Source organism: Hyalangium gracile (genome assembly GCF_020103725.1).
Classification (GTDB): Bacteria; Myxococcota; Myxococcia; order Myxococcales; family Myxococcaceae; genus Hyalangium; species Hyalangium gracile.
Genome location: NZ_JAHXBG010000013.1, coordinates 138,861 through 164,648 on the forward strand (window position 1 = coordinate 138,861; position 25,788 = coordinate 164,648).

Annotated in this window: 17 protein-coding genes and 1 pseudogene; 13 read left to right on the forward strand and 5 right to left on the reverse strand. The window is 70.6% G+C overall.

Annotated features, from left to right (window positions below; all coding sequences use genetic code 11):
• The first annotated feature begins 16 nt into the window (after positions 1–16).
• From KY572_RS26015 to KY572_RS48205, 11 genes and pseudogenes are all read left to right on the forward strand, one after another.
• Positions 17–862 (forward strand): type II secretion system F family protein, encoded by an 846-nt coding sequence (locus tag KY572_RS26015; RefSeq protein ID WP_224245664.1) that lies wholly within the window; start codon positions 17–19, stop codon positions 860–862.
• A gap of 12 nt (positions 863–874) precedes the next feature.
• Entirely contained in the window at positions 875–1,765 is an 891-nt protein-coding gene (locus KY572_RS26020; protein ID WP_224245665.1) for a type II secretion system F family protein, read from the forward strand.
• A gap of 78 nt (positions 1,766–1,843) precedes the next feature.
• On the forward strand, positions 1,844–3,436 hold the full coding sequence (locus KY572_RS26025; RefSeq protein WP_407660000.1) for an FHA domain-containing protein: 1,593 nt from the start codon (positions 1,844–1,846) through the stop codon (positions 3,434–3,436).
• A gap of 40 nt (positions 3,437–3,476) precedes the next feature.
• Entirely contained in the window at positions 3,477–5,225 is a 1,749-nt protein-coding gene (locus KY572_RS26030; RefSeq protein ID WP_224245666.1) for an FHA domain-containing protein, read from the forward strand.
• Positions 5,222–7,006 (forward strand): exodeoxyribonuclease VII large subunit, encoded by a 1,785-nt coding sequence (gene xseA / locus KY572_RS26035; RefSeq protein ID WP_224245667.1) that lies wholly within the window; start codon positions 5,222–5,224, stop codon positions 7,004–7,006. Before KY572_RS26030 ends, xseA begins: the two co-directional genes overlap by 4 nt.
• An 82-nt stretch (positions 7,007–7,088) precedes the next feature.
• A complete protein-coding gene (locus KY572_RS26040; protein WP_224245668.1) occupies positions 7,089–7,415 on the forward strand; it encodes an exodeoxyribonuclease VII small subunit in 327 nt (108 codons plus the stop codon).
• A 23-nt stretch (positions 7,416–7,438) separates the two neighbouring features.
• Positions 7,439–7,828, forward strand: a complete 390-nt coding sequence (locus tag KY572_RS26045) for a response regulator (RefSeq protein WP_224245669.1) — start codon at positions 7,439–7,441, stop codon at positions 7,826–7,828.
• 4 nt (positions 7,829–7,832) lie between these two features.
• Positions 7,833–8,726 (forward strand): polyprenyl synthetase family protein, encoded by an 894-nt coding sequence (locus tag KY572_RS26050; RefSeq protein WP_224245670.1) that lies wholly within the window; start codon positions 7,833–7,835, stop codon positions 8,724–8,726.
• The gene (locus tag KY572_RS26055) at positions 8,723–10,471 is read left to right on the forward strand and encodes a 1-deoxy-D-xylulose-5-phosphate synthase (RefSeq protein WP_224245671.1); all 1,749 of its coding nucleotides are present in this window, start codon (positions 8,723–8,725) and stop codon (positions 10,469–10,471) included. The genes KY572_RS26050 and KY572_RS26055 overlap by 4 nt, the downstream gene beginning before the upstream one ends.
• Positions 10,468–11,217 carry a TlyA family RNA methyltransferase gene (locus KY572_RS26060; RefSeq protein ID WP_224245672.1) on the forward strand — a complete coding sequence of 250 codons (750 nt, stop codon included), beginning with the start codon at positions 10,468–10,470 and terminating at the stop codon, positions 11,215–11,217. Before KY572_RS26055 ends, KY572_RS26060 begins: the two co-directional genes overlap by 4 nt.
• A 109-nt stretch (positions 11,218–11,326) precedes the next feature.
• A pseudogene (locus tag KY572_RS48205) lies at positions 11,327–11,506 on the forward strand (FadR/GntR family transcriptional regulator); the annotation flags it as partial.
• A gap of 150 nt (positions 11,507–11,656) precedes the next feature.
• On the opposite strand, the gene KY572_RS26070 reads toward KY572_RS48205, so the two are convergent.
• The 5 genes from KY572_RS26070 to KY572_RS26090 all read right to left on the reverse strand — a co-directional run bounded on the left by KY572_RS26070 (position 11,657) and on the right by KY572_RS26090 (position 20,838).
• Entirely contained in the window at positions 11,657–12,043 is a 387-nt protein-coding gene (locus KY572_RS26070; RefSeq protein ID WP_224245794.1) for a hypothetical protein, read from the reverse strand.
• A gap of 453 nt (positions 12,044–12,496) precedes the next feature.
• Entirely contained in the window at positions 12,497–14,944 is a 2,448-nt protein-coding gene (locus KY572_RS26075; RefSeq protein ID WP_224245673.1) for an ABC transporter permease, read from the reverse strand.
• A gap of 120 nt (positions 14,945–15,064) precedes the next feature.
• Positions 15,065–17,350, reverse strand: coding sequence for a protein kinase domain-containing protein (locus KY572_RS26080; RefSeq protein WP_224245674.1), 2,286 nt, complete (start codon positions 17,348–17,350; stop codon positions 15,065–15,067).
• Between the two features lie 27 nt (positions 17,351–17,377).
• Positions 17,378–18,979 (reverse strand): hypothetical protein, encoded by a 1,602-nt coding sequence (locus KY572_RS26085; RefSeq protein ID WP_224245675.1) that lies wholly within the window; start codon positions 18,977–18,979, stop codon positions 17,378–17,380.
• A gap of 35 nt (positions 18,980–19,014) precedes the next feature.
• Positions 19,015–20,838, reverse strand: coding sequence for an OmpA family protein (locus KY572_RS26090; RefSeq protein ID WP_224245676.1), 1,824 nt, complete (start codon positions 20,836–20,838; stop codon positions 19,015–19,017).
• A 569-nt stretch (positions 20,839–21,407) separates the two neighbouring features.
• Here KY572_RS26090 and KY572_RS26095 point away from each other — a divergent pair.
• Together KY572_RS26095 and KY572_RS26100 are read left to right on the forward strand one after the other, a co-directional pair.
• Complete coding sequence (locus KY572_RS26095) at positions 21,408–23,870, forward strand: ATP-binding protein (protein WP_224245677.1); 2,463 nt, start codon at positions 21,408–21,410, stop codon at positions 23,868–23,870.
• A 145-nt stretch (positions 23,871–24,015) separates the two neighbouring features.
• A complete protein-coding gene (locus KY572_RS26100) occupies positions 24,016–25,782 on the forward strand; it encodes a tetratricopeptide repeat protein (RefSeq protein ID WP_224245786.1) in 1,767 nt (588 codons plus the stop codon).
• Positions 25,783–25,788: the final 6 nt, after the last annotated feature.

The following is a 25,788-nucleotide window of genomic DNA, read 5'->3' on the forward strand; positions in this document are numbered from 1 at the left end:
CAGGGAGCGTCAGCGCATGCTGCCAGGAATAGTCCTACTCCTCGTCACCGGCTCGGTCTTCTTCTTCAGCCTGGTGATCTTCACCGTGCTCGCGAAGGCCTACGAGCAATATCAGGAGCGCTACGTCGCCAAGTCGATGAACGACTTGAGTGACATGTTCCTGTTCATCGACCCGCGGCAGATGTTGATCCTCAACATCGCGTCGATGTGCCTTCTGGGCATCCTCAGCTACATCATCTTCAACCCCATCATGTGCGTGGGCTGCACCATCTTCGGCTTCTTCCTGCCGATGCTCCTGGTGAAGTACTACCGCAAGCGCCGCATCAAGAAGTTCAACGTGCAGCTGGTGGACGCGCTGCAGGCCATGGCCAACGCCTTCAAGGCGGGCCTCACCTTCCCGCAGGCGGTGGAGCACGTGGCGCGCGAGGCGATGCCGCCGCTGTCCCAGGAGTTCGGCCTCTTCGTGAAGGAGATGAAGCTGGGCGTGCCCCAGGAAGAGGCGCTGGTGAACATGGCCAAGCGCGTGGGCAGCGACGACCTGGAGCTGGTGGTGGTGTCCACCAACATCGCGCGCCAGCTGGGCGGCAACATGGCGGAGATGTTCGAGACCATCTCCACCGTGATCCGCGAGCGCTTCCGTCTGGAGGGCAAGATCGACGCGCTCACCTCCCAGGGCAAGCTGCAGGGCTGGATCGTGGCGTCCATGCCGGCGGTGCTCGGCATGGTGCTCAACTCGATGCGTCCCGACCTGATGGAGCCGATGATGAACCACCTGTTCGGCTACATCCTGGTGACCCTGATCGCCATCATGGAGATCCTGGGCATCCTCATCATCCGGCGCATCGTCAACATCGACATCTAAGGAGCAGCGACCGTGCACGACATCATCACCACGTTCCTGCTGGGTGGCTCGGCGCTGTTCGCGGCCGCGGCCGCGGCCTTCCTGGGCGTGGGCCTCTACAACAACTTCTTCGAGCGCTTCGTCACCGAGGTGGCCGAGGAGTCCGCGGGTGGCGTCCGAGGCGTTGGCTCGGTGGCCATCCGCAAGCTGGGCGCCATGAACCGGCGCGTCATGTGGCCCAGCTACGAAGCCAAGATGCGCAAGAACCTGATCAAGGCCGGCGATCCCTCGGGCTACAAGCCCGAGGACATCATGGCCTTGCAGGAGATCGGCTGGGTCGTCGGCCTGCTGATGGGCCTCATCCTCGCCAACGGCCTGGGGCTGAACCTGGCCTGGTCGCTGGTGATGGCCAAGTTCGGCATGTTCTACCCGCAGATCTGGGTGAACGATCAGGTGAAGAAGCGCCACCTGCTCATCTCCCGCGCGCTGCCCTACAACCTGGACCTGCTGACGCTGTCGGTGGAGGCGGGTCTGGACTTCACCGGCGCGCTCGCCAAGGTGGTGGAGAAGGGCAAGGCGGGTCCGCTCAAGGACGAGCTGGCCCTGGTGCTCAAGCAGCTGAAGATGGGCAAGACGCGTGAGGAGGCCCTCAAGGCCATGATCGTCCGCGTGGACCTGCCGCCGCTCACCACCTTCGTCACCGCGCTCATCCAGGCGGACAAGATGGGTACCAGCCTCGGCAAGGTGCTGCGCATCCAGTCCACGCAGATGCGCATCGACCGCACCCAGCGCGCCGAGAAGCTGGCTGGCGAGGCCCCGGTGAAGATGCTCTTCCCGCTCATCGCGTGCATCTTCCCCACGGTGTTCATGGTCCTCTTCGGGCCCATCGTGTTCCAGTTCATGTTCGGCAACGTCGGGGGCTAGGCCCTGGGGTTCCGGCTGACCATCGCGAAGGGCCTCCAGGAAGGGCGGGAGATCACCTTCGAGGATGAAGAGATCCGGATCGGCCGCACCTCCGAGAATGACCTGGTGCTGCACGATCAAGGGGTGTCCCGCCGCCATGCGCGCATCTTCACGCGTGGCGGCAGGAGCTTCGTGGAGGATCTGGGCAGCACTGGCGGCACTCTGTGCGACGGCAGGCCGCTCGCGCGCGCGCAGGAGCGAGAGCTTCGCGGCGGAGAGCGGCTGGCCATCGGCGCGGTCGAGTTCATCTTCAGCCCGCTGAAGACGCAGGCCTCGGCGTCCTCAAGTCCCGTCACCGCTCCGGCGGCCCGGCCGCGGTCGAGCACCCTCGTCACCCGCGCGCAGACCGTGCAGGAGATGCAGGCCATCGAGCGGGAGGACACCGGCCGTCACCGGACCCTCCTCGAGGTGGAGCTCAAGGGCGTGGACCCCGCGCCGACGGAGGTCATGACCCAGCAGGCGGTGCTCGAGGCCGCGGCGCGCGCGATGGCGGTGCCCGCCGCGCCGACGACGATCATCCCCCAGCAGGCGGTGCTCAAGGCCGCGGCGCTCGCGAAGGCCGCCGCCGCGGCCTCGGAGGACTCTGACTCCACCTCCACCGTCACCCGGGTCACCGAGCCGCCGCTTCCCCGTGGGGCTCAGCGCCCGAGTGCCGCTTCGCCGGCCGCCAGCGGGCCGTCCGCCGCCGAGCGGGCCCGGCTGCGCCGCCAGCGAGGCAACTCCCTCGGCGGCAAGCTCCTGTCCTGGTGGGAGGAACTGTCCCCGCGCCACAGGTCCATCGCCGGGGTGGTGGCCGGACTGGTGATCGTGGCCGTGGTGGGCGTGCTGGTGGTGGTGCTCGGCCCGGAGCAGGGCACCGCTCGTCCCCAGGGGCCGGAGCCCGCCGAGCTGGGCTTCACGCCCATTGCGGACTCCTTCGGCCTGGGCCAGGGCGTCACCTGGACGCAGCCGGATCAGAAGACGTTCCACTTCCAGTACGCCTCTCCGACCCGGGCGCTCGCTGTCCTACACTACCAGGCCCGGGACGTCGCCTCCGCGCACGAGCTGGCCATCAGCCTCAACGGGGCGGCGCTCGGGTGGGTTCCCCAGGACAACCTGGAGGCGGATGAGCGCGAGCTTCAGATGATGCTCCCCATCCACCTGCTGCACCGCGATCAGCCCAACCAGCTGTCCTTCGACTCGGTGCTCAACCCCCCGGGGAAGGACCCCTGGCGGGTGTGGAACGTGTACGTCGAGGTCATCCCCGTGCCGGAGCTGCCAGCCGAGCAGCTGCTCGCCAAGGCGAGCAAGGAGGCGGACGCGGGCCGGCGCTTCTACGAGCAGAAGGATGTAGGCTCGGAGAACCTGTTCAAGTCCTGGAAGCTCTTCCGCTCGGCGTGGCTCACGCTGGAGGCGCTCGACCAGAAGCCGGAGCTGCACGCGGACGTGCTCTTCATGCTGGCGCAGACGGCCCAGGAGCTGGACCGGCAGTGCCGTCTCCTGATGCTCGATTTTCAACGCAGCCTGCAGTACCGGGACGGAGACAAGGCCCGAGCCACCGTGGAGGAGGTCATGCGGCGCTTCCCTACCACCGAGCATCGCTGCCACAATCTGGCCCTAGAGAAGGCAAATCAGTACGAGCTTCCGATATAATTCCGGCTCTCATGTAGCATGCAGGAAGCGGTGATTTCCCATGGCGAATCCTCCCCCGGCGCGACGTCGGTCGACATCCACTTCTGGCTCTGGCGGTCCCCCCAGCGGCACGGGACAGCAGCGCCCCGTGCGTAGGACGGGGACGACGGCGCCGGCGGTGCGGCCCGCCGAGCCCATGGCCTTCAACGGTCCCAAGCTGGTGGTGACCGCCGGCCCCAAGGCCGGTGAGGAGTTCAACCTCGAGGACGAGGAGTACGTCGTCGGACGCTCGACGGACAACCCGATCTGCATCCAGGACAGCTCCGTCTCGCGCAAGCACATCATGCTGCGCCGGGTCGGCAGCGGCTGGACGGTGAGCGATCTGGGCTCGGGCAACGGCACGCTCGTCAACGGCGAGCCCATCACCGACGAGACGGTGCTGGGCAACGGCGACGTCATCACCATGGGCGACTCGGAGGTGACGTTCTCCGACGTGGCCAACTCGACGATGATGGTGGCGATCACGCCGGGCCCCTCGCGCCCGCGTCCGGCCGCCAGTGGCGCGGCGCCGCCGCGTCCGGGCCGCTCCGAGCGCGTGCGCCCCGGCCGCACGATGGCCAAGCCGGTGGATCCGGCCGCCCAGAAGAAGAAGAAGCTCATGGTGGTGGCCGCCGGCGTGCTCGTGCTGTTCGCGGGCGCGGGCCTGGTGGTCGTGCAGATGCGCAGGACCGCCATGGAGCAGGCGCAGCAGCTGGCCCGGCTGGAGGAGATCAAGCGCGAGCAGGAGCTGGCGGCGATCTTCGAGGACGCCAAGAAGCAGATCCGCGAGGGCAAGTGGATCGAGGCCAAGGCCCGGCTGACGGAGCTGCAGTCGAGGGATCCGGAGCGCGGGGGCCTGCAGGACTACCTGGAGCGGGTGGATCGAGAGATCCCCAACCAGCAGCACGTGGCGGCGGCGCAGGCCGCGCTCGCCGAGAAGAAGCTGGGCCTGGCCAAGGTGGAGCTGGACAAGGTCAGCCAGGACACGACGATGTTCGACCTGGTGGCCAAGCTGAAGCGCCAGCTGCAGGACACCGCCGACGCCCAGACGAAGGAGGCGCGCGGCCTGCTGGACGGCAAGCAGCTGGATCCGGCCAAGGCCATCACCGACGACGTGCTGGCGGCCTTCCCGGAGAGCCGCGACGCCAGGCTGATCAACGACGAGGCCGCGCGCCTCATCAAGGTCCGCGACACGCCGGTGGCTCCGCCGCCCCCGCCGCCCACGGCGCCGCCCTGGGAGCAGGCCGTGGCCCGCTTCGTGGACGCGGACGTGTCCGGCGCGGTGGCGCTGCTCAACGCGTGCATCGCGAAGTCGCCCAAGTGCAAGGAGCTGCTCAAGGACATCACCGAGTTCAACAACCTCTACAAGAAGCTGGAGGACCTGGACGCCAAGGGGCTGGCTCGGCTGCTGGCGCTGGACAAGGACATCAGCGGGTCGCGTGGGCCCAGCAAGATGGCTCGCAACGCCGGCACGCGCGCGGCGAACATCTTCTACAAGAGCGCCTCGGCGGCGAAGGCCTCGGGCCAGTGGGCTCGCGCCGTGGAGTTCGCCAAGCGCACGCTCCAGGCGGACCCGTCCAACGCCGGTGCCTCCAACATCCTGAGCGATCTGAGGGGCAAGGCGAAGGACATCTACCTGCTGGCGTACGCGCAGAAGGACGCCAACCCCGAGGAGGCGATCCAGAAGTTCAAGGAAGTGATCGCCATGACGCCTTCGGATGACGAGACGCACCAGAAGGCGCAGAAGTGGCTCGCTGACCTCTCGAGATGAAGCGGCGCCGCAAAGCGGGTGAGGAGCAGCCCCCCGCCACCGTGCAGGGGGATCTGTTCGGGCCGGTCGAGGTCTCCGCCGGGCCGCTGGCGGTGGTGGCTCCCGCCGAGCCGCCGGCTCCGCCTCGGGCGCCGCAGTCCGCGTCGGAGAAGGCGCCTGCGCCCGAGAAGGCGCCTGCCGTGGAGAAGCCGGCCGTCGTCGAGCGGCCCGTCGCCGTGGCGCAGGAGGTGTCCGCGCCGCTGCCCTCGCTGCCCGGGGCGCCGGCCCGGCCCGCGCGCATCGTGCTGACGGTGGGCGAGCTGACGCGGCAGCTCAAGGAGACCATCGAGGCGCGCTACGCGCGCGTCTTCGTCCGGGGCGAGGTGTCCGGCTTCCGGGGCGCCAACGCCCGAGGCCACCTGTACTTCACCCTGAAGGACGCGGAGGCCTGCATCGACGCCAAGGTGTGGGCGTCCACGGCGGGCCGGATGCGCTTCGCCCTGCGGGACGGGCTGGAGGTGGTGGCCGAGGGCAGCGTGGACGTGTACGCGCCCCAGGGCCGCTACAGCCTCATCGTCCAGCGCCTGGAGCCGGTGGGGGAGGGCGCCCGCGCGCTCGCCTTCGAGCAGCTCAAGGAGCGGCTCGCGGCGGAGGGGCTGATTGGAGACAGGCGCGTGCGGCCTCCGCGCCCGCTGCCCTTCCTGCCCCGGCGCATCGGCGTGGTGACGAGCCGCACGGGCGCCGCGCTGCAGGACTTCCTGCGCGTGCTGCACTCGCGCAACCCTCGGCTGAGCGTGCTGCTGTGTGACGCGCGCGTGCAGGGCGAGGGCTCGGCGGAGGAGGTGGCGGACGCCATCGAGCGGCTGGGCCGCACGGACGTGGACGTCATCGTCGTCACGCGCGGCGGCGGCTCGGTGGAGGATCTCTGGACGTTCAACGAGGAGCTCGTCGCGCGGGCCATCCACGCCGCGCCGGTGCCGGTGGTGTCGGCCATCGGTCACGAGATCGACTTCACCATCTCGGACTTCGTGGCGGACTGGCGGGCGCCCACGCCCAGCGCGGCGGCGGAGCGGCTCTCGCCGGTGCTGGATGATCTGGAGCTGACGCTGGCCACCCACGCCTCGCGGCTGCGCCAGGGGATGATGCGGCGGCTGGTGGAGCTGCGCGAGCGGCAGGGCAGCCTGTCCGGGCGGCTGGTGGATCCCCGGCGGCGGCTGGGCCAGGAGCGGCTGTTCCTCTCCGAGCAGCTCGAGGCGATGATGCGGGCGCTGCGGCCGGCCCAGCGCGAGCGCCGAGAGCGGCTGCGGGGGCTGCACGAGCGGCTCCAGCGCGCGCGGCCCCAGGCCCGGCTCGGGGAGCAGCGCGCGCACCTGCTGCGGCTGGCGGCGCGGCTCCAGGAGGCGGCCCGGACGAGCATCTCCACCCGGCGGGCGGAGCTGGCCCGGGGGCAGCTGGGGCTGGAGCGGGCCTCGCCGACGGCGCGGGTGGCCACGGAGCGGGCGGGGCTGGCGGACAAGAAGGCCCGCCTGGAGAGCCTGCAGCGGCACGTGCTCTCGGAGGCCCAGCGGCACTTCCAGCGGCTGGAGGCCCGGCTGGATGCAATGAGTCCCCTGAAGGTGCTCTCCCGGGGATACTCGGTGACGTTCCGGCGGCGGGACGGGGCGGTGGTGCGCACCGTCTCGGACGTGCAGCCGGGAGAGCTGCTGGGTATCAAACTCGCGACGGGTGGGGCGAAGACGCTGGACGGCTGTGAGGAGATCGAGGCCACGGTGACGGCCGTCAAGGGGCCGGTGGACTGCTGACACACCGACAGTCCGCACTGGCCCCGGGCGGGGGCGTCCTCTAGAGTCGCGCGCCCATCTTCATGGGTTGGAGGAGTCGGACGTGTCGAAGTCAGGCAAGGCGGTGGAGGCAGCGCCCGAGCCCTACGGGGAGGTGGTGGCGCGGCTGGAGGAGATGGTCGCGAAGCTGGAGAGCGGCTCGCTGTCGCTCGAGGAGTCTCTCAAGGCTTTCGAGGAGGGCATCCGGCTGGTACGCAAGGGCGAGAAGCTGCTCAACGAGGCGGAGCAGCGCATCGAGCAGCTGCTGGTGGACGAGGAGGGTCGGGACGGGGTGGCGCCACTGGCGGCGGGCAATCGGCCCGCGCTGGCGGCGGCTCCCCGGGCTCCGGCCGCGAACAAGGCGCCTGCGGAAGATGACGTTCCGTTCTGACGGGCTCAGCGCGCGGGGGCAGCATGGAGAAGCCCAGAATCATCATCGTCGATGACGACCGCGACACGCGCGAGCTGCTCGCGATGGCGCTGGAGACGGAGGGCTTCGAGGTGTCGAGCGCGGCCAACGGGCTGCGGTTGATCTCCTCGCTGCAGCTGCGTCGTCCGCACCTCATCCTCCTGGACGTGAACATGTCCTGGATCGACGGCTTCGAGCTGTGCAAAGCGGTGAAGAAGAACGAGAACTTCCGCGACATACCGGTCATCTTCGTCAGCGGCCGGGGCGAGCCCGAGGATCGGCGCAAGGGGATGGAGGCCGGGGCGGCGGACTACTTCGTGAAGCCGTTGGATCTCAACCGGCTGATTGCCCGTATTCGAGAGTTGATCCCGGCCCCGGCGCCGGAGGAGCACTGAGCTCGTGAGTACCTTTGATCTGAAGAACTTCCTGCAGGCTCAGCAGGCCCGGATCGAGGCCCTGCTGCATGCACGCTCGGCCCGATTGGAGCCGTCCGGGGCGCCGTCCCGTCTGGCCGAGGCCATGCGCTACTCGCTGATGGCGGGTGGCAAGCGGCTGCGGCCGGTGTTGTGCCTGACGTTCGCGGACGCCATCGCCCAGCAGAGCACCGCGCTGCGCGCCGCGGAGGATGCGGCGTGCGCGCTGGAGTACATCCACACGTACTCGCTCATCCACGACGATCTGCCGGCCATGGACGATGACGATCTGCGCCGGGGCCGGCCCACCTCGCACAAGGTGTTTGGCGAGGCGATGGCCATCCTCGCCGGGGACGCGCTGCTCACGGAGGCCTTCACCCTGCTGGCCTCGGGGCCGGAGCCGGTGCGGGTGGCGCTCTGCCGCGAGCTGGCGATGGCGGCGGGCGCCGCGGGCATGGTGGGTGGGCAGGTGCTGGACATCGCCGAGGATCGTCCCGCGCAGATGGACTACCTGACGCGGCTGCACGGCTTGAAGACGGGCGCGATGATCCGGGCCTCGTGCCGCATGGGCGTGCTGGCGGCGGGCGGTAGCGCCGAGGATCTGCGCCGGGCGGACACCTATGGCGAGGCGGTGGGGCTGGCGTTCCAGATCGCCGACGACATCCTGGATGTGACGGGCGATCCGAAGCTGATGGGCAAGCCGGTGGGAGCCGATGCCGCGGCGGGCCGGTACACCTTCCCGGCGGTCATCGGGCTGGAGGCGTCCTGGGTGCTGGCCGAGCGCATGGTGGCGGACGCGGTGGCGGCCGTGGAGCCCATCGAAGGCGCGGGGGGCCCGCTGGCGGTGCTGGCGCGCTACATGGTGGAGCGGAACTCGTGACGCGACTCCTCCCGGGCCTCCACGCGCCCGCGGACGTGAGGGCGCTGCCCGAGGCGGAGCTGCCGCGGCTGTGTGAGGAGCTCCGGGAGGAGATCATCTCCGTCTGTGGACGGGTGGGGGGCCACCTGGGTGCCTCGCTCGGGGCGGTGGAGCTGGTGGTGGCGTTGCACCGGGTGTTCCACTCGCCGCAGGACGCCATTCTCTTCGACGTGGGGCACCAGGCGTACGCGCACAAGCTGCTCACCGGGCGGCGCGAGCGCATGGGAACGCTGCGGCAGGCGGAGGGCATCGCGCCCTTCCTGGATCCGCGGGAGAGCCCGCACGATGCGCTGCTGGCGGGGCATGCCTGCACGGCGGTGTCGGCCGCGCTGGGGCTGCTCGAGGGGCGGCGGGTGCTGGGGAAGAAGGGGCACGTGGTGGCGGTGGTGGGGGACGGCGCGCTCACCGGAGGGCTCACCTTCGAGGGGCTGAACAACGCCGGAGGCCCGAGGCTGCCGCTGGTGGTGGTGCTCAACGACAACCAGATGTCCATCTCCGCCAACGTGGGCGCCATCCCCGCGCTGCTGCGGACGCGGGAGGCCCGCGCCTTCTTCGAGGGGCTGGGCTTCACCTACCTGGGGCCGGTGGACGGGCATGAGCTGGGGCCGCTGGTGGCGGCGCTGCGCGAGGCCCGCGCCTCGTCCCGGCCGGTGGTGGTGCACGCGCTGACGCAGAAGGGGAAGGGCTTTCCACCCGCGGAGGAGGACGCCCAGACGCGCGGCCACGCCATGGGGCCCTACGAGTGGCGCGACGGGAAGCTGGTGCGCTCGCGCAAGGGCCAGCGCACCTTCAGCGAGGCGTTCTCCGCCGCGCTGGAGGAGGCGATGGCGAGGGACCCGCGCGTGATGGTGGTGACGCCGGCCATGCTGGAGGGCTCCGCGCTGGTGGAGCTGAAGGCGCGCTATCCGGAGCGTGTCCATGACGTGGGCATCGCCGAGCAGCACGCCGTCACCTTCTGCGCGGGGCTTGCCGCGGCGGGGGCTCGGCCCGTGTGCGCCATCTACTCCACGTTTCTTCAGCGCGCGTTCGATCAGGTGATCCACGACGTGTGCCTGCCCGGGCTGCCTGTCGTCTTCGCGGTGGATCGGGCGGGGCTGGTGGGCGCGGATGGGGCCACGCACCAGGGCACCTATGACATCTCCTCGCTCCGGGCGGTGCCGGGGCTGGGGTTGATGGCGCCGGTGGTGGGCGAGGACATTTCTCCCATGCTGGCCACGGCGCTGGAGGCCTCGGGGCCGACCCTCATTCGCTTCCCGCGTGGCACGCTGCCGGCTGTGCCGCCGGAGGTGCTCCTCGGGGCGGCGCCCATCCAGGGGGCGCGCTGGCTGTGGAGGGCGGAGGCGCCGCGCCTGACGCTGGTGACGCTCGGGCCGCTCGGGCTGGCGGCGCTGTCGGCCGCGAAGGCGGAGCGCGGGTGGAGCGTGCTGGACGCGCGCTGCGTGAGCCCGCTGGATGCCTCGGCGCTGCTGGAGGCGGCGGACAGCGGGCACGTGGTGGTGGCGGAGGAGGGGACGACGCGCGGAGGGCTGGGGAGCGCGGTGCTGGAGCTGTACGCGGCACAGGGGCGCTCGCCTCGCGTGAAGCTGATGGGGATGCCGGACACGTTCGTCCCACATGGAGACGCGCGGGTGCAGCGCGCGGCGCTGGGGCTGGACACCGAGGGGCTGCGGCGCGCGGGCCGCGAGCTGCTGGGAGAGGGCCGGTGAAGTCGCGCAAGGAGCGCCTGGACGTGCTCGTGGTGGAGCGCGGGCTGGCCGAGTCTCGAGCCAAGGCCCAGGCGCTCATCCTGGCGGGCCAGGTGGTGGTGGACGACCAGCGGGTGGACAAGCCCGGGGCGCAGGTGTCCGTGGACGCGGAGCTGCGCCTCAAGGGCGAGGTGCTGCCCTATGTCTCGCGGGGCGGGCTCAAGCTCAAGGGCGCCATCGATCGCTTCAAGCTGGACGTGCGCGGGCGGGTGGCGGCGGACATCGGCGCGAGCACGGGTGGCTTCACGGACTGCCTGCTGCAGGAGGGCGCGGTCCGGGTGCACGCCATCGACGTGGGCTACGGTCAGCTCCACGAGAAGCTGCGGAAGGATTCGCGCGTGCGCTCGCGCGAGCGCGTCAACGCTCGCTACCTCACCGAGGAGGATCTCCCGGAGAAGGTGGGTGTGGTCGTCATCGACGTGAGCTTCATCTCGTTGACGCAGGTGCTCCCGTCCGTGCTGCCCTTCCTGGAGCACGGCGGCCTGCTGGTGGCGCTGGTGAAGCCGCAGTTCGAGGTGGGGCGGGAGCGCATCGGCAAGGGCGGTGTGGTCCGCGATGCCGCCGCACGGCAGGAAGCCATCGACGCGGTGGTGGCCTTCGCCCGAGAGCAGGGGCTCACGGTGCGCGGCGTGATGGACTCGACGCTGCCCGGGCCCGCCGGCAACGTCGAGGCGCTGCTCGTCGCCGAGAAGAGCGAGACACCCTAGCACCGTTGCTGCTCCCACCGATGAACGCCGTCCCTTCCGCGGGCTGCCGCATCCGTTGTCAGAGTCCTCTGCTTGGATGGAGGGGCGTGCAACGCGAAGGGTGGCGGGGATGGAACACAAGGGGCTGGTGTCGAGAGTGGCGGAGCAGTTGGAGCAAACGATTGCCCTGGGGCAGTGGCCCAAAGGCAGGCTGCCTTCAGAGCGGCAGATGGCCCAGCGCTATGGAGTGTCGCGCACCACCATCCGAGGAGCCCTCCAGGGGCTGGCCGCCAGAGGACTCATCCGTCAACACCCCGGCCGACAGAGCCGTACGGTGCCCCTGGGCGAAGCGCTGTCGCTGGAGAGCCTGAAGCTGCTGCTGCCCGAGGGCCGCAAAGACATGGACCGCCGGCCGCTGCTCGAGGGGTACTTCGCCCTCAAGCGGGAGGTGACGGTGGAACTACTGGCCGCCTGCTGCGAGCACGCCAGCCAGCCCGCTGTGGAGCAGCTGCTCAATGCCAGCTTCGCGCTGAGAGATGAGGCCCGCTGGCAGGAGAAGCGCAGCCGGTGGGTGGAGCGAGAGTTCGACCTGCTGCGGCTGGCGGCCCAAGCAGCGGACCGTCCCGGCCACCTGCTGCTCCTGATGTCGTTGGAGAAAGCCTTCCGAGGCATGGCGGACGCGCTGCTCCCCGCGCTGCAACCCGCGGCCCTCCAGCAGTGGGCCCAGTGCGTGTTCAACGCCCTGGCCGACCGTGACGCTCAGGCCCTTCGCCAACAGCTGCCGGCGCTGCTGAAGGCCGCCGATGAGCCGCTGCTCGACCGCCTTGCCCCGATGCGCGACGCACACGCCGCGCCCGAGCCCCCACCGCCTGCCAGGGAGGTGCCCGTGTCGGGCGAGAACGCCACCAACTGGTATGCTTGTCATACCAGTTCGCAACAAGTTCGGCCGACAGGCGGGGGCTCGGGCGACGAGGAGGAAGGCGCCAACGGGTGTGCCACTTCGAGCCGGAACGCTCCTTCGGCCCCACCCGCCCAGCTCTCTGTTGATGAGTGGCAGGAGGATTCTTGCGGCCCCGAACCCATTCCGCCTCCACCCGCTTTTCGCTCTGCCACCGGGGTTGTTCCTGGCAGTTCCTGGTCTGCGCCCACTCTGCTTGTTGACTGGGCGCCTCCTTCCTCCTCGGCAGTGCCAGCAGCAAACGCCGGAGACCTATCTGCCCCGTGCCAGGGAGCTTCAACTGCCGTGGCAAGGCAGCCTGTCCCGAGCGAGAGCGAGGCCACTCTGCCGGTGGACACGGCCTCAGGGCTCCTTCTTGAGAGCCTCGTTCGGGGCCACACGCGTGGCGGAGGTGGCGGGGAGCCAGCTCGCGACCAGTGCTGTAAGCATCAGCACCGCGGGGGCACCCACGAAGATGAGGGGATCGTACGTGGAGATGCCGTAGAGCATCGCGGAGAGCGCTCGTGCCAGCAGCGCGGCGCTCGCCAGCCCCGCGAGTAGGCCGAGGCTGGTGAGCCGCAGGCCCTGCCTGACGACCATGCGCAGCAGGCCCGATGGGGTGGCGCCGAGGGCGAGCCGGATCCCCAGCTCTCGTGTCTGCTGAGCCACCCAGAAGGCCAGGATTCCGTAGAGCCCCACGGCGGCCAGCACCAGCGCGAGCACCGCAAAGGCGCCCAGGAGCCCGCTCACCACCCGCATCCGGGCGTAGCTGTCCTCGACGATCTCTTCAATCGGGCGGACCTTGACCATCCGAAGCTGGGTGTCCGCAGCGCGCAGTTGCTGGTGCAGGAGTGGCGCCAGCTGCCCTGCGGGGAGCTGGGACTTCACGGCCAGGCGCAGGGTGCCGGGCATGTCCTGGCTCAGGGGGACGTAGACGTCTCCCAGCGGAGCGGCGGTCAGTCGCTCCATGGGCACGTCCCCGACGACACCGACGATCTCGCGAGGCTGCTGTGGGCCCCAGCTCACGCTCAGCTGGATCCGGGTTCCGAGCGCACTCCGCCCCGGCAGATGGCGGCGCACGAACGCCTCGGAGACGACGACGACAGGCGGGCTGTGGGCCGTGTCCAGCGCGCTCGGGTATCGGCCCTCCTTTAGAGGAATCCCTAGCGCCTTGAAGTAGCCCTCGGTGGCGGACACGTATCCGGCCTGAGCGGTCGTCTCGGTGGAAGCCGTGTCCCCCACGACGCGGAAGCCCGTGGTCTGCCGCCAGACCTCTCCCGAGAAGGGCAGGGCGCCGGTGAGCCCCACCGCGCTCACACCTGGCAGCGCCTCGATTCGGGCGACGAGCTCCTGGGCGACCGCCGAGGCGGCGGCTTCGCTGGCGTACTCTTCTTGAGGGAAGAAGACCTCGCCCACGGTGACGCCATGGGGCTCGAAGCCCAGCGGGACGTGCTGAAGCTTCCAGACCGTGCGGAGCATGAGGCCGGTGCCCACCAGCGGCACCATGGCCAGCGCCAGCTGGACGACGACGAGCACGGACCTGGCCACCCCCATCGAGGCGCCGCGAGCGCCGCGAGCCACGGGAGCGAGCACGGCCTGCCCGTCCCCGCGAGTCGCATGAAGCGCGGGCAGCAGGCCCACCAGCACCGCCGTGGCGACCGAGAGCACCGAGGCGATCACGAGGATGAACGGCTCGACGCCCGGTCCGGTCACGAACTGGGGTGGGATGAGTGTGCTCATCAGCCCGCGTCCCCACAGCGCGATCAGCACCCCGACGGCCCCACCGAGCAGGGCGCGGACCAGGTTCTCGATCAACAGCAGCCGGACCAGCCGGGCCCGGCTCGCGCCCAGCGCGATGCGCACGGCCATCTCGTGCATGCGCGAGCTGCCGCGCGCCAGCAGCAGGTTGGTGAGGTTGGCGCACCCCAGCAGCAGCAGCAGGGCCGCCACGGCGGTCAGGATCTCCAGCTGGGAGGAGGTCTGCTCGACCCAGAGCTGATGGAGGGGCTCCAGGCTCACGCCGGTCAGCTCCTCGCCAGGAACACGCTCGGCGTTCACCGCGAGCTGGGCCAGCTCCGCCCTCGCCTGGTCAGTGGTGAACTCCGGCCGCAGCCGTCCCACGACGCGCAGCGTGGTGCCCAGCTCGGCGTTCGAGCCCGCTGCCAGAGGCTTCCAGAGCTCGATCTCCGGCTCGAACTGGAAGCCGCCGGGAAGGACGCCCACGATCGTGTGGACCTGGTCATCCAGCAGAAGGCTGCGTCCGACGACTCCGGAATCCCCTCCATAGAGGCGCTGCCACAGCGAGTGGGAGAGGACGACCTCGCGGTCACGCCCCGGAACCTCGAGCTCCGCCCCCCAGAGCCGCCCACGGATGGGCTGCACTCCCAGCATGGGAAGCAAGCCGGCCGAAGCCCGAGCCACCTTCAGCCGCTCATCGGAGTGGGCCTCCCGGAGGGTGGTGCTCTCTCCTCGAAAGGCCTCGACCTGGGAGAGGCTCCGCGCCCCTTCACGCCACGCGGTCCACACCGGAAGGCTCACGCGCGTCCGGTCTCGGAGGGGCCCCGCGCCCGCGCCAGGCGTGGTGGTCTGGAAGAGGCGGACGAGCTGGGACGCCTCCGGATAGGGCAGGGGCCGCCAGAGCACCTGGTACACGACGCTGAAGACGGCCGTGGTGGCGCCGATGGCCAGCGCGAGCGTGGCGACGACGACCGCGGTGAACGCCTTCTCGCGAACCATCGACCGGAGGGCGAGCCGGACTTCCTGGAGGAGCGTGGACATGCGCTGGCAGCGGGTAGGCAATGAGGATGCCACGTCCGTTCACTCCGAGCCGATGCTGATTGCCTCGGTGTCCCGATGCCTGTGTGCAGCCCTGGTTGCCCAGGAGGCATGCTCGGAAGTGGGAACATCAGTCCCAGTTCCGGACACGTGGCGTCAGGCGCGGTGGGCCACCGACGGAGGAGGCGCCGAGGCCGGGTCGGCGGGGGGCTCGTCGCGCGAGTCCGGGCGCGTGAAGGCGGCGAGCAGCTCCTGGGTCGTCGGCCGGGAGTGCGCGGGCCCCAGGCAGCGATCGATCAGCGTCGCCAGGCGCTCATCGAGCTGGGGACACCACTTCCTCAGAGGCGGGGCGGTGCGCAGGTGCCGGTCGACGGCCTTCTCCAGCACGAGCGGCTTGTCGAAGGGCCGCCGGGCGCAGAGGAGCTCGTAGGCCACGCACCCGAAAGAGAAGATGTCCGAGGCGGTCGACGAGTTCGCCATTCCATCGGCGAGCTCGGGAGCCATGTAGGGCGGTGAGCCGAGGATGCTCCCGGCGCGCGTCAGCGTCACCTCGGTGGAGGTGTCATTCGTCAGCTCCACGGTGACGCGGCCCCCCTCCGCCTCCCGCATCGGGCGGGCGATGCCGAAGTCCACCACCTTCACGACGCCGTTCGCGAGCAGGATGTTGCTCGGCTTCAGGTCCCGGTGGAGCACGCCCCCGGCGTGGATGGCCCGCAGCGCCTCGAGGATCTGCGGCAGCAGCGGCAGCGCCCACGCGACGTCGCCGAAGCGCGAGCGATGGTCCTCCAGGCTCTGGCCCTCCACCAGCTCCATGGCCAGGAACAGCGTGCCATGCTCGTCGAGATCGATGTCCAGCACGCGCACGACGTTCGGATGATCGATGGCCGCCGCGCTCTCCGCCTCCCGCGCGAGCCGGGCGAGCGCCGTCGGGTTGCTGGCGTAGGAGCTGGCGATGAGCTTGAGCGCGACGCGGCGCTGGTCCGAGAGCCGCTTCGCAGAGAACACCATGCCCATGCCTCCCGTGCCGAGGTGCTTCTCCAGCTCGTAGCGCTTGCCGACGATGCGGCCGGGCTGGGGCTCGCTGAGAGAGGACCTGGCGGAGAGCAGCGCCGTGAGGGTGCTGGCCAGCGAGCGCGAGCGGACCGCCACCTGCACGCGGAGATCCTCGTTGAGCAGGGCCATCTCGCGGTTCTGCGCGCTGAGCCGGGCGGTGGCGTCCTCCAGGCCGCGCCGCATGCGCTGGTTGATGCTGGCGAGCAGCGCGGACTGGATGAACAGGAAGCAGATGCCCCCGAGCGAGTGCGCGCTCAAGGTGCTGTGGATGACGTGGTGCTCCGCGAGGATGTCGTGGATCACCGCGGCGGTGAAGATCGTGAGCGCGCCCAGCATGACCATGGCCAGCCGGTTCCTGTCGCGGAACGCCTCGAGCACGAGCGATACGAGCAAGCACCCGATGCCGAACAGCAGGAACGCCTGCAGCGCGTCCCGGCCCGCGGTGAACACCTCGGGCGGAGCCAGCAACGCGAGCGCCGCGAAGCCGCTGCACGTCACCACCGCCGTCCGGACGAACCACCGCGGGCGGATGGTGAAGATCTCCGCCAGGAACAGGACGAAGAAGACGACGATGCCGGGCAGGTCCAGGTACTCCAGGCGCAGCAGCAGGACGCCCAGGCCGGTGTCCGGGTAGGCCTCCTCGAGGTAGCGCCCGAGCAGCAGGGTCCGCACGGCCAGCGAGAAGCAGAAGAGGCTGAACCAGAGCGGGGCCGGCTCGTCCCGACGCAGGCCGAACATGGTCAGGAAGTGCAGCGACATCATGAGCAACATGCCGACCACGACCAGCTCGGTGTAGCGCTCGGACTCCCACTCCCGCTGCAGCGTGGCCCGGTCTCCGAGCACCGGCAGCAGCCAGGGCCCGCCGCGCGCCATCTGGAAGTTGCTGATCCGCAGGACGAGGGTGAGCTCGTTCGCGGCGTCGATCGGGATGCGCCCCGGGCGCGCGAGCAGCCGGGTCGTCTCGCGCGTGGTGCCGACCGTGCCGGCCTCGAAGGTGCTCAGGGGGGTGCCGCGCGCGTCGAGCACCGTCAGGTGGTACGCGCTGTCGGCCGGGCTGGTCTCCAGCAGGAGTCGCTGCGGCTCGGAGGGGAGCAGCACCTTGAGCCGGAGCGTGGCGTAGCCCCGCGCGGGCAGCTCCATGTCTCCCAGGGAGCGCCCGTTCCACATGAGCGGAGGCAGGTAGCCATCAGGCTCCCGCGCCGGGGAGCCGCCGTCCTCGAGCCGCAGCCAGTGGAACGCCCACTCGCCGCCCAGGGCTACCGGCCCCTGAGCGTCGAAGCTCCAGTACCTCAGGTCGACGACGCCCTTCTGGCCCGGGCTCTCGGTGGTCTCGGACTTACAGGCCCCGAGCACGAGTGCGAGCGCGAGGGCGATGGAGACCCGTCTCACGGCGTCCCTCCGGGAAAGCCGCCCGGGCTACGGGGTGACGGGCCTCACCTGCCGGTACCTGTCCAGGGGCAGCGGGCGCACCAGGTCGCCAATCTGGCGCATCCAGAGCGTGCCGTTGTCATCCATGGCGACCGAGAGGCTGCCCGCGTTGACCTGGTAGCGGTAGAGCTCGCCCTTGGAGGCGTCCTCCGTGGCGACGATCTCCAGCGGCTGAGGCGCCGGCAGATCCTGCTGAGGCGGCGGACCGGCCAGCAGGTAGAACGCGAGCGGGAAGGGCGGAGCCCCCGTCTGGATCTGCAGCACCACGTGCCCGCCGGTGGGGATGATGGGCTCGCCTCCCTTGTTGGTCACCGCGCCGGTGCTCGAGTCCAGGATCCACACCTTCTGGGGCGCGATGGCGGCGATCCGGCTCCCGGCGGCGTAGGGCACCAGCGAGACGATCTGCGAGTTCAGCGTGGGAGGCTCCGCCCAGGCCTGAAGCGCGCCCTCGCACCCATTGGCCTGGGTGGCGCACGAGAAGATCTGCGTGATGCCGCCGATGCCCGTGAAGGACATGTACAGCCGGGTGCCATCCGTGTTGAAGGCGACCGGGGGCGCCGTGGACGGGGCGATGCCGTCGCTGGCCACCTCCTTCATGAGGAAGTTGCTCAGCTCCACGCCGCCCGTGGCGGGGTTGGCCCGGCCGTAGTCCACGCGCGTCACCACGATGAAGGCCCGGCCCGTCGGAGCGCCCGAGGTCGTGATGCTGGCGAGCATGACGTCATCGGTGCGCGGATGCGGAGCGGCGATGAGGAAGCCGTGCGGAGCGACGCTCCACCGGGTGCCGCCGGTCTGGTGGTTGATGCGGGCCACCTGGGACGGCAGGCCTCCCGAGCCCAGATCGTAGATGAGGGCGTCTCCGTCCGGCCCCACGCTCAGCAGGTCCAGGGGGACGGTGATGCGGCCGCTGATGGTCAGGTTCGCGTCCACGGCCATGGCGCCCGCGTTGGGCGTCCACACCCAGCGCTTGCCCGTGGTCGGGTGCTTCGGGGTGATGACGGTGCCGTTGGTGCAGAGGAACGGCATGTTGATGGACTTCAGCACGCCGCCGTTCTTGTTGACGTGGTAGAGCCTGGGGAGGCCGCCCTCGGCGTTGCCGCACCCGAGGAAGGTGCTGAACGGCTGGACGCCCTCGGTGACGAAGTTGTCCGGCACCAGCTGGACGCCCTGCGGGGCCTCGATCACCTCTTCGGCCGGGAAGAAGACGGCCGCCTGTGGCTGCGAGTCGTTCTGCCGGCCGTCCGTGCACACCACGCGCGCCCGGAGCGAGAGGTTGGCGGCGATGCCTCGCGTGTACTTGATCTCGTTGATCGCCAGATCCACCGACACGACGCCGGGGCCGCTGTAGGGCACGCTCTTGAGGAAGTCGTCCCGATCGTAGATCGACAGGCTGTGGATCTGATCACACCCCGTGGCGCTGACCTGCACCGTCAGCTTCTGCCCGGCGGTGTTGGGCCGGGGCACCGTCAGGGTGGCCTGGGGCGGATCCTTCGGCGGCGGCTTCGGCTCGCCACCGCCCCCGCACGCGAGGGCCAGAATGGAGAGGGGGAACAGCGCGCAACGTGAGAGCGTCAGCAGGAGGTCCTTCATGGGCCCGGGACTCTACTCCGTGCCGGGCCCTGGAATCACCGCTCCACGATGAGTAGCTCCACGCGCCGGTTCAGCTCCCGCCCACGGGGGGTGAGGTTGGGGGCGATGGGGCGCGTGTCCCCGAACCCCTCGGACTCCAGACGCGCCGCGTCGATCCCCGCCTTGATGAGGTGCGCGGCCACCGCCTGGGCCCGATCCTTGGACAGCTGCAGGTTGGCCGCGGAGTCGCCCTGGTTGTCGGTGTGGCCCTCGATGCGCACGCGCTTGAAGCCGCCGCGCACCAGCAGGTCCACCACCTGCGCCAGCAGGGGGTAGCTGGCCGGGAGGATCACCGCCTTGCCGGTGCCGAACTGGATCTGCTCGGCCAGCTCGATCCGGTCCTCCTTCACCTCCGCCAGCCGCTTCTTGGGCTCGGGTTCCAACTCGAAGGAGAGCTCCTGGGCGGCGCCGTCGGCTACCTGGACGGTGCGCGTCTGGGCCAGGAAGCCCTTGCCGGTGACGTTCACCACGTAGCGGCCGGCCGGCAGCTCCAGCTTCGCGGGCGCGGAGGCGGACTCGGAGGTGGACAGCTCCTGGCTCTTGGGGCCCTGGAAGCTCACGGTGGCCGCCACCGGCTTCTTCTGAGAGGTGGTGGAGACAGTGAACACGGCTGGGCGGGCCTCGGCCTCCATCAGCAGCTCCACGGTGGACGTCTCTCCCGCCGTGAGCCTCAGGTCATGCTCCACCAGGCGGTAGCCCTCCTTCCGCGCGGCGAGCCGCACCGGGCCGGCGGGCAGCTGGTGGGTGAGGAAGCGTCCGCTGCCTGCCTCGGTCGCCACCGGAGGCAGGCCGGCACCGGGCACCGTCACCAGCACGCCGGCGAGCGCCTGGCGCGTCTGCGCATCTCGCACCACTCCCGACACCTGGGCCGTCTGTGGCGCCTGGACCGTCTGCGGCGGAGGGGTCGTCTGCACCGTCCGGGAGGGCTCCGGCGCGTCCACCTTCCGCTCGCGCACCGTCTCGACGACGCGCGTCCTTCCGCGGTCCAGCAGGTCCACGGTGTACGAGGCGCCGAAGAAGAGGTTGAAGGGCGGGGTGGCCGGGACGCCCAGGCCCACGGTGCGGGTGAGGCCGAACTCGGCGCCCACACTGAAGGTGACGTCGCGCACGGCGGTGACCTTGGCGCCCAGGTTGAACGTCTTGTAGGCCGCGCCGGCCGCGGAGACGGTCTGCCCGTCCGGGGCCACGAGCCCGTCTCCGCCCACGCCCAGCGGGTAGTGGAGGTTGAACTCGAGGAACGGCGTCACCCCGCGCAGCGGCGCCTCCACGCCCAGGCCCAGGCCCAGGCGGTTGAAGCGGTTGACGTTGAGCGCGTACTCCTCGGCGGCGTTCAGGCGGGCGCTGCTCACCAGCTCTCCCGTGCCGTCCAGGATGAGGCCCAGGTTGCCGTGGGCGCGCAGCGGCAGCCGGGAGTCCAGCCGCCTCAAGTCATAGGTGGCGAGCACTCGAGGCGACAATCCGAAGGCCGCGCGATCCAGGTCCTGGTTGCCCACACCGGAGAAGAACAGGGCGCGCAACTCGCCGCCGGCCCACAGGCCGGGGATCCACTCGCGCGTCCCCCGCACCCCCAGCGTCATGTCCCCCAGCGCCTGGATCAGGTTGGGAGAGGAGCGCGAGTTGGTGTTCGACGCGGCGGTATAGGAGGCGGAGACCTCGAGGAACTCGAACGGCACATAGGCGAGCGCGAAGGTGCCGGCCGTGCGCGTGTTCTCCGCGTCGCGCACCGGGAAGCTGCCGTTCTTGAAGTACTCGCCGGTGGCGGAGAAGCGCAGCAGTCCCCGGGTGCCCAGGTCCGCGCCCGCCACCCGCAGCAGCCCCACGCCCCCCACCGCGCTGGAGGTGTGGCGCAGGTTCTGGGGCGCCGTCCACCCGTTGCCCAGGGTGGAGGGGGTGGGATCTCCTCCCTCCGCGACGAAGCGCTCCTGGGTGGAGGCACTCGCAGGAGCGGGAGCAGCGGGCGGTTGAGAGGCCGGCTGCTTGTCATTGTTAGCAGGAGCGGATTTTACTGTTGTCGGTGATGCCGAGGTGGGTGGGGAACTGGGAGGAAGTGTACTCCCTGAATCCTTGGCTTGTGCGCGGGCGAGGCACGCGACGAGGGTCGCCGTCAGGAGAGAGGCACGCAGGAGGCTGAGCGGCGGGAAGATTCGCGAGGGACGCACGGCGGCGGAGTATACGCTTCGCCTCCACCCTCTCAATTCTTGGTCCACGTGTGGCTGCGGGGCGTCTGCTGGTCCGCGAGCGGGTTCAACGGCATGATTCGGTTGGCCAACATCACGACTCAGGCGCGGCAGGGCTTGAGTTCCATTTTTTCCGGAGCCGTGGCGGCTCCTGTTCGTCGGGGAATGCCTTGAGAGTCACCGTATCGCCGGAGCAGCGAGGTCGAGTCCTGGTGATCGGTGCGGGAGCAGCCAGCGAGTCCCTGGTCTCCCGCCTCTCCGAGAGCGGCTTCCAGTGCGCGGTCGCCGATGACGTGGAGGGCGTGCCGCAGGCGGCGGGCAGCCTCCAGCCGGAGGTCATCCTGCTGGCCACGGCGGCCAAACGCGCGGCGGAGACGCTCGAGGGCATCCGCAACATCGCCCAATTGCGCAACGTGCCGGTGCTGGCGGACGCCACGCGCTCGCGCTCGGCCGAGACGCTGAAGAAGCTGGCGGTGGACGGCGTCATCCGCGGCGCCGAGGAGATGGTGCCGCGGCTGGAGGCGGCGCTGCGCGCGGGCCGCCTGCGAGAGACGGAGGAGCGCACCCGGCTGCGGATGGGCATGCTCCTGGAGATCACCGAGGCGGCCACCAGCTCGCTGGAGCTGGACGCCATCCTGCGCATCGCGGTGGACAAGGTGGGCCGCGTCACCGGCTCGGATCGCTGCTCGGTGGTGCTGGTGGAGGGCTCGCACGCCCGCACCGGCACGGTGGTGGCCACGCAGGAGGATCCGTCGCTGGTGCAGCTGGAGATCGAGATCTCCCGCTACCCGGAGCTGCGCCGCGCCCTGGAGACGCGCCAGCCGGTGCTCATCGAGCGCGCGGAGAACGATCCGCTGATGGCGGAGGTGCGGCCCAACATCATGGCGGTGGGCGTGCACTCGGTGCTGGTGCAGCCGCTGGTGTGCCAGGACGAGCTGATGGGCGCGCTCTTCCTGCGGCACTCGCGCGTGGGCACCACGTTCGGCCGGGACGAGCAGGCCTTCGCGCAGGCGGTGGCCGCGGTGCTGGCCAACTCCATCCGCAACGCGCGGCTGCACACCGCCGTCAAGCGCAAGCGCGAGGACCTGGAGCTGGCGTACGTGGAGCGCTACCGCGAGCTCTCGGACGCCAACCGCCGCCTCAAGGAGCTCAACCGGCTCAAGGACGAGATCATCGCGGTGTGCAGCCATGATCTGCGCGCCCCGCTGCAGGTGCTGCTGGGCCACGGCCGGCTGCTGCTGGAGGGCCCTGTCACGGCGGATCAGAAGATGTCCGTCGAGGCGATGATCCGCCAGGGCCGGAAGATCCTCGGCCTGGTCGAGTCGCTGCTGGAGAAGGGCAAGGGCGAGGCGGCGCGGCTGTCCATCGAGCCGCGCAAGCTGGACATGTCCGTGCTCTGCAAGGAGAGCACGACCGAGCTGAACATCCTGGCCTCGCAGCGCGGCATCACCCTGCGCGCCGAGTCGTCCGAGAGCCTGATGCTCATCGGTGACGAGGTGAAGCTGCACGAGGTGCTGCAGAACCTCATCACCAACGCCATCCACCACGCCAAGGACAAGGGCCAGGTGGTGGTGCGAGCCATCCGGCTGACGCGGCCGGACGGCGACGCGGTGAAGATCACCGTGCAGGACGACGGGCCGGGCATCCCGCCGGACGAGGTGCACCTGGTGTTCGACCGCTACCGCCACGGGCCGAAGGGCACGGGGCTGGGGCTGGCCATCTGCAAGGAGTTCGTCGAGCTGCACGGCGGGGAGATCTGGGCGGAGAACTCGCCGGAGGGCGGCTGCATCTTCGTCTTCACGCTGCCCATGGCGCAGGAGGCGCTGCGCAAGTCGCAGACGCCGGTGCCCATCGAGCCGCAGCAGCCGCGCGTGCTGGTGGTGGAGGACGAGGCGGAGATCGCCGCGGTGCTGGCGGAGGTGCTGCGCTCGCGCTACCGGGTGGAGGTGGCGCGCGACGGGCAGGAGGGCGTGGCCAAGGCGCGCAACCTGCGCCCGGATCTGGTGGTGATGGACGTGTTCCTGCCCAAGCTGGACGGCCTGGAGGCCACGGTGGCGCTCAAGTCCTCCACGGACACGGCGCACATCCCCGTCATCCTCCTGTCCGCGCACCAGGGGGTGGCGGAGAAGGTCCGCGCGCTGAACCTGGGCGCCGTGGACTACATGAGCAAGCCCTTCAACGCGATGGAGCTGCTCAACCGCACCGAGCGGGCCCTGAAGGCGCCTCCCGGCGGGGTGGGGGAGGGCAACCGGGTGGGCTCGCCGGCGGTGCGCATGGGGGGCGACCCGGGCACCAACCTGTACGACAAGCGCGGCCTGCTGGTGAAGCTGGAGGTGGAGGTGTCCAAGAGCCGCCGCTACCACCGGCACATGTGCGTGGCGGTGCTGCGGCCGGAGCGCCCCCAGGCCGACGTGCCCAAGGGCGCCACGGACGTGCTGCGCAAGCTCTTGAGGGCGCCGGACGCCGTGGCCCACATGGGCTCGGGCGTGTTCGCCATCATGCTGCCCGAGTGCGATGTAGGAGGCGCACGGACCGTCATCCAGCGCCTGCTGCCGGAGATGCAGTCCGTCACGGGCATCGCCTACCAGCAGGCGGTGGCGGACGTGAGCCAGGACAGCGATCCGGTGGATCGGATTCTGGACAGGCTCGGGGCCCCCATCGCCAGTCTGAGCTGACGACCTGCGCGGCGGACGCGCACGCGCTACAATGAGAGCCAGCGTGCGCTCCCTTCGTGCCAGCCGAGCCGTGCCGCTGCTCCTCCTCGTGGGCCTGTCCGCGGCGGCCGCGCCGCCCAGGCGCCCCAAGGTGGACCGCGAGGCGATGCGTGAGGCCATCAACGCGGGGGTGGAGCGGGAGGACTTCTCCTCACCCGCCAGCTACGCGCACTTCCTCCAGGCCCGGCTGCTGCACCATGCGGGCTCCCACCGCGCGGCGGCGGACGAGCTGCGGCTGGCGCTCGCCACGGACGAGGGCAACCCCTACCTGCTCACCCAGCTGGGCGAGGAGTACGCGCGCCTGGGGGACCTCAACAAGGCGGAGGCGGAGCTGCGCCGGGCGGTGGAGGTGGCCTCCCGGTACTACCCGGCCCACGTGATGCTCGGGCGCGTCCTGCTGGAGGCTGGGCGCTACCCGAAGGCGCGGATGCACCTGCGCCGGGCGGTGACGCTCAAGCCTCGCGAGCCCGAGGCCTACCTCGTCCTGGCGCAGCTCCACCTGGAGGCCAAGCAGCCGGAGGAGGCGGTGAAGGTGGTGGAGGAGCTGGCCGCGGCGCTCCCGGGGGAGGCCTCCGGGTACCGCCGCCTGGGCCTGGCTCTGGCCGAGCGTGGAGACAAGGCCCGGGCCGAGAAGCTGCTCGTCCAGGCCATCGAGCGGGATCCGGCGGACGTCGAGGTCTCGATGACGCTGGCGCGGCTGTACGAGGCCAGCGGGCGCTCCTCCGAGGCCGAGGAGTGTCTGGCCCGAGCGCTCGAGCATGACCCGGACAACCGCGACGTGCTGCTGTCGGCGGGGCGCATTGCCCTCAAGCTCGGCTCGGCCACGCGGGCGCGGGCCTACTTCGACCGGCTGCTGTCGCTCTCGGACGATCCCGAGCTGACGGTGCGGGTGGCCTTCGCCTTCCTGGCCTCGCGGGAGACGGCCGCCGCCGCGGAGGTGCTGGACATGGCCCGCCGCGGGCGCCCGAAGGAGCCCCGCATCTCCTATTACGCCGGTCTGGTGCACGAGCGGCAGCGCCACTACGCCCAGGCCGCCGCCGCCTACGCCGAGGTGCCCGAGTCCTCCGAGCTCTTCGACGAGGTGCGCTCCCGGCGCGCGCAGTGCCTCTCGCGGGCGGGGCAGCATTCCCAGGCGCTCGCGCTCTTCGAGACCTCCCTGGCGGAGGCTCCGGACGACGCGAGCCTGCGGGTGCAGTATGCCCGGGCGCTCGAGCGGAGCGGCGCCGCGGACCGGGCCGAGGCCGTGCTGAAGGAGGCCCTGGCACGCACCCCCGCCCCCGAGCTGTACGAGGCGCTCGCCTCCACCCTGCACCGGCGGGGCCGCTCGGCGGAGGGGGTGGCGCTGCTGAGCGAGGCCGTCTCCCGGAAGCCGCGGGACGAGGCGCTCCTGTACGCGCTGGGCGCCGCCTACGATCAGCAGGGAGACGCGGACAAGGCCCTGGCGCAGATGCGCGCCGTGCTGGCCATCAACGCGGACAACGCCGCGGCGATGAACTTCATCGGCTATCTGCTGGCCCAGAAGCGCCGCGATCTCTCCGAGGCGGAGCGGCTGGTGCTGCGCGCGCTGGAGCTGCGGCCGGACACCGGCGCCTTCCTGGACTCGCTGGGCTGGGTCTACTTCCAGCGCGGGGAGTATCAGCGCGCCGTGGAGGCGCTGGAGCGGGCCACGCAGCTGGAACCGGACGAGCCCGTCATCCTGGAACACCTGGGAGACGCCTACCGGCAGACCTCCCGGCGCGCGGAGGCGGTGACCACGTGGCGCCGCGCCATCGAGGTGCTGACCCTGGACCCGGAGGCCGCCGATCCCCCCCTCCAGCGGATGCTGCTCGAGCGGAAGCTGAAGATGCTGTCCACGGAGGCTGCGGGCCGCTAAGTTCAC